Here is a 4,432-nt window from a genome sequence, read left to right as displayed (position 1 = left end):
CCGCATCCGAATTTCGTGCCGGTCATCTGCAATTGCTCGCGGATGACCCAGAGCAGCGGCGTATCGTGCGCCGCTTCGACGGACATATTCCGTCCATTGATGTTGAGATTAGGCATGGTTTCTTCCCCTGCCGGTGTATGAAAACCGCTTACGGCGGAACTCACTTTTTTTCTTGTTGGGATGGCACCCACCGGGCCGGCGCCGAAGCCACAGAATGATAGCGATCTATTCGCGACGCAACGAAAATTCATGCAGGGACGTCAAACGTTGGTTGTGCATTGCGGCAGGTCCATTGCCGCAATATTTTGCATCCCGGAATTACTGTCGGCACGAGCTCGCTTCTGCTGGTGGCATCTGCCGCGCCATCACAACTCCGTGCCGGCACCGCGCGCTGTTTTGCGGGATCGCCTGCTTCGCGTAAATTGGCCTAACAACCCATCATGAGGACAGGCAAACCGTGGGACATGACATCAAACTCACCGCTTCGGATCAGTTTCAGCTCGGCGGCTATCGCGCCGATCCAGTGACTTCCCCGAAAGGGGCGCTGGTCGTGATTCAGGAGATCTTCGGCGTCAACCACCACATCCGCTCGATATGCGACCGGCTCGCCGGCGAAGGCTACGTTGCCGTCGCGCCATCGATCTTCGACCGCACCGAGCCGAACTTCCAGTCCGGCTATTCGCCGGATGAAGTTGCAGTGGCGCGGAAGTTCGTCGCCAATCCCGACTGGGCCGCGATGCTGCGTGATACCCAGGCTGCGATCGATGCGGTGAGGGATGTCGGTCCGGTCGGTATCGTCGGCTTCTGCCTTGGCGGAAGCGTGGCCTATGGCGCGGCAAGCAAACTCTCCGGCCTGAAGGCCGCAGTCGGTTACTACGGCGGCGCGATCGTTCGCTTTGCGGACGACAAGCCGAAAGTGCCGACGCAGTTGCATTTCGGCGAAAAGGACGGCGGCATTCCCTTGAGCGATGTCGAGATCATCCGATCCAAGCGCCCCGAAGTCGAGATCTACGTCTATGAGGGGGCGCAGCACGGATTCAATTGCGATGAGCGAGCCAGCTACGACAAGAGAAGCGCCGACATTGCCTGGCCGCGGACGCTGGATTTCTTCGCCAAGCATTTGAAGCGGTAAGGACTCGGCTTGCGCGGGCCTGACCCGCGCATCCGCCGATAACGATTTTCCGGGCGATGGATTGCCGGGTCGAGGTCCGGGAATGACAGATTGCTACTCTTAAAACCAGCGTTCGCCGACGAGGATGGTGTCGCCGGGGCTGATCGGGGTGCCGATCGGCACGACGGTGCGGCTGGCGCTATGGGTCAGCGTAACGCTGTCCCGCTTGGCGCGCGGCGTGAAGCCGCCGGCGATCGCAACCGCGCTCTCCACGCTCATGTTCGGCACGTAGGGATATTGGCCGGGCGCGGCGACCTCGCCGAGGATGAAGAACGGCCGGTAGGTTTCGACCTCGACCGCGACCGAAGGCTCCCGGATATAGCCGTTGCGAAGTTTGGCGGAGATGTCGGCGGCAAGGCCCGCCGGCGTCTTGCCGCGCGCTTGCACCGCGCCGATCAAAGGCATGGTGATCGCGCCGCCGGCATCGATCGCATAGGTGTTGGTGAGGCCTTCCTGGCCGTAGACCACGACGCGCAGCTTGTCGCCGGCATCGAGGCGATAAGGCACATCGTGGAAAGCGCCGCCCGGGGCGGCATAGGCCACGGGCGTCGGGGCGGCGTAAGCGTTGCGCGGCGAATTGGCAAAGCTTGCGCGCGGCGCTGCGGAATACGAAGCAGGCTGCGGCTCGCCATAGGCCAGCGCGTCGAGGTCGCTGCGCGACGCTGAGGCCATCGGAGAAGTCGTCTGCATGCAGCCCGGGAGCGCGAGTGCAGCAAACACAAAGCCCATTGGAACGCGAACGCCTCGCATGGAGAACCCACGGTCAATTCTTGATTCTGATTAAGGGCTTTCATGGTTAACAAAGCCTGACCTTGGCGACCAACGGTCGCGCCAAACGCTCGGGAATTAACCCGTCGGCAACCTTAATTGAGTGTAATCGCGCTGCAATCCGTAGAGTCGTGGCGTCCCGCGAGGAGTGAGCGATGGGTTTAGCGTTCTGGCGTTCGAACGAGGTGGTGACGGCGCCATCGCAGCCCGTCGTCGCGCCGAACGCATTTCAGACGGGTGTCGCGCCCACGGGAGATCTCGATTTTGTGGCGATCGGTCAGGCGATCGCGCGTAAACGGAACTGGATCATTGTTCCGACCTTGCTTGCCGCCGTGCTGTCGGTCGCGGCGGTGAACATGATCACGCCGCGGTACAAGTCCGAGGTGCGGATCCTCGTCGATGGACGGGAAAACGTTTTTCTGCGGCCCAATGGCGAGCGCAACGACGACCGCGGCGCGCTTGATCCCGAGGCCGTTACCAGCCAGGTGCAACTCGTGCTGTCGCGCGATCTCGCCCGCGACGTGATCAAGAAGAACAAGCTGGCGGAACTGCCGGAATTCGACCCGGTGTTGAGGGGTTTTTCTCCGCTCAAATCGCTGCTCGCCTTGATCGGGATAGGCCGCGACCCGGTTTCTCTGACGCCCGAAGAGCGTGTGCTGGATGCTTACTATGATCGCCTTGCGGTCTACGCGGTCGACAAGTCCCGCGTCATCGTCATCGAATTTCAGTCGCGCGACCCCGACCTTGCCGCGCGCGTCGCCAATTCCATTGCCGACGGCTATCTCGTGCTGCAACAGGATGCGAGAAGGGATCAGGCGAGGTCGGCCGGGCAATGGCTCGCCCGCGAAATCGAAAGCCTTCGCAAGAAGGTGTCGGATGCTGAATCCCGCGTTGAGGATTTCCGCTCCAAGTCCAGCCTTTTCGTTGGCACGAACAATACAATGCTGTCCAATCAACAAATGGGTGAGTTGAATACACAGCTCAACAATGCGCGGGCGCTCAAGTCCGATGCCGAATCCAAGGCGCGGCTGATCCGCGAAATGCTTCAGAGCGGAAAGCCGATCGAAGCTTCCGAGGTGTTGAATTCAGAGCTGATCCGTCGCTTGAGCGAACAACGCGTAACGCTGCGCGCGCAACTCGCCGAACAGTCTTCGACGCTGCTCGATAATCATCCTCGGATCAAGGAACTCAAAGCGCAGATCGCCGATTTGGATCGCCAAATTCGTGACGAGGCGAGCAAGATTTCCCGTTCGCTCGAGAACGATGCGCGGATTGCCAGCGGCCGGGTCGATGATCTCAGCGCCAGCCTGGATCAGTTGAAACGGCAAGCCAGTTCGGCCAACGGCCAGGACGTCCAGCTTCGGGCCCTTGAGCGCGAGGCCAAGGCGCAGCGCGACCTGCTGGAATCCTATCTGGCCAAGTACCGAGAGGCTACAACGCGCGAAAATATCGAGGCCGCGCCGACCGACGGGCGGATCATTTCCCGAGGCAGCGTGTCCAACAGCCCGGCCTATCCGAAGAAATTTCCGATCGTGCTGCTTGCGACGCTGGCAACCTTGATGCTGTCTTCCGGGACGATCATCACCGGCGAGTTGCTGCGCATGACCATTCCGCGCGCCGCTGCGGCGTTCGGGGCAGACCCCGTTGCGCTGCGCGAACCGGCTGCGACAAAGGTTGCCACGCCGGCCGAACCTCCGCTTGCCGGGCCTGGGCTCGTAGAATCGAAAGAGCCCGTCACTATCCCGCTCGTGCCCGGTTCGGATGTGGCGGAAATTGAACAGCTCGCAGAGCGCCTCCTTGCCGAGGGTAGCGGGGCACGCAAGATTACGATCCTCGGCACGGCCTCGGACCAGAGTATTACGCTCACCGCGCTCGCCATTGCGCGCGTGATGGCGCGCCGCGCCAAGGTCATTGTGGTGGACCTTGCTGGGGCTTCGCCGACGATCCCGGCTGTTTCTGTCGATCCGGACGCGCCTGGATTGGTGGAATTGGTGCAGGGAGGAGCGTCGTTCGCGGAGGTAATCACCAGGGATCGGCTGTCGCGGACACATCTGGTTGGTTCGGGGCGGCCTGGCTCCGATCGCGCGTTGCTGCAATCGCCAAGAGTGACGCTGGCGCTTGATGCGTTATTGAGGGTTTATGACTACGTCCTGCTGAACGCCGGCAGTGCCTCCGATTTGCCCGCCGAACTCCTGACGATGCAGGCCCGGGCTGTGGTCGTGCCCGATGAGGCAATGGCCGCCAATGCCCGGAGCACAATGTGCGATCAGCTCAAGGCAGTCGGCTTCAACGATGTGACGATGCTGAGCAGGCCAGTCCCACCATCGGATATGGTTGATCCTGGTCCGCGGGTCGTGGCGGCCTAATTCTTCTGGTCAGCGCCAGTGGCCAATGCGCCGCAGCCGCTTCGCTAGCTGCAGGAGTGCCGGGCTGCTCTTGACAAGACGCTTGGCGCGGCCGGCTGTTGACATGACCATCGCCGCAGCAGCGCCG

The 4,432-nt window shown here is 61.8% G+C and carries 3 protein-coding genes and 1 pseudogene; 2 read left to right on the top strand and 2 right to left on the bottom strand.

Going from position 1 to position 4,432, the window contains the following annotated elements:
- Positions 1-116: pseudogene (locus NEZ08_RS15560) on the bottom strand ((2Fe-2S)-binding protein); the annotation flags it as partial.
- Positions 117-457: 341 nt separating this feature from the next.
- Between NEZ08_RS15560 and NEZ08_RS15555 the strand changes: the two are divergent.
- Positions 458-1,132 (top strand): dienelactone hydrolase family protein, encoded by a 675-nt coding sequence (locus NEZ08_RS15555; protein WP_298108497.1) that lies wholly within the window; start codon positions 458-460, stop codon positions 1,130-1,132.
- Between the two features lie 99 nt (positions 1,133-1,231).
- Here NEZ08_RS15555 and NEZ08_RS15550 read toward each other — a convergent pair whose 3' ends face one another.
- Positions 1,232-1,921 (bottom strand): polysaccharide biosynthesis/export family protein, encoded by a 690-nt coding sequence (locus NEZ08_RS15550; protein ID WP_298108494.1) that lies wholly within the window; start codon positions 1,919-1,921, stop codon positions 1,232-1,234.
- 173 nt (positions 1,922-2,094) lie between these two features.
- Between NEZ08_RS15550 and NEZ08_RS15545 the strand changes: the two genes are divergently transcribed.
- Positions 2,095-4,305, top strand: coding sequence for an exopolysaccharide transport family protein (locus NEZ08_RS15545; RefSeq protein ID WP_298108491.1), 2,211 nt, complete (start codon positions 2,095-2,097; stop codon positions 4,303-4,305).
- Positions 4,306-4,432 lie beyond the last annotated feature (127 nt).

It is taken from the genome of Bradyrhizobium sp., from assembly GCF_027451485.1.
Taxonomy (GTDB): domain Bacteria; phylum Pseudomonadota; class Alphaproteobacteria; order Rhizobiales; family Xanthobacteraceae; genus Bradyrhizobium.
This window is presented reverse-complemented; position numbering and strand designations above follow the sequence as displayed.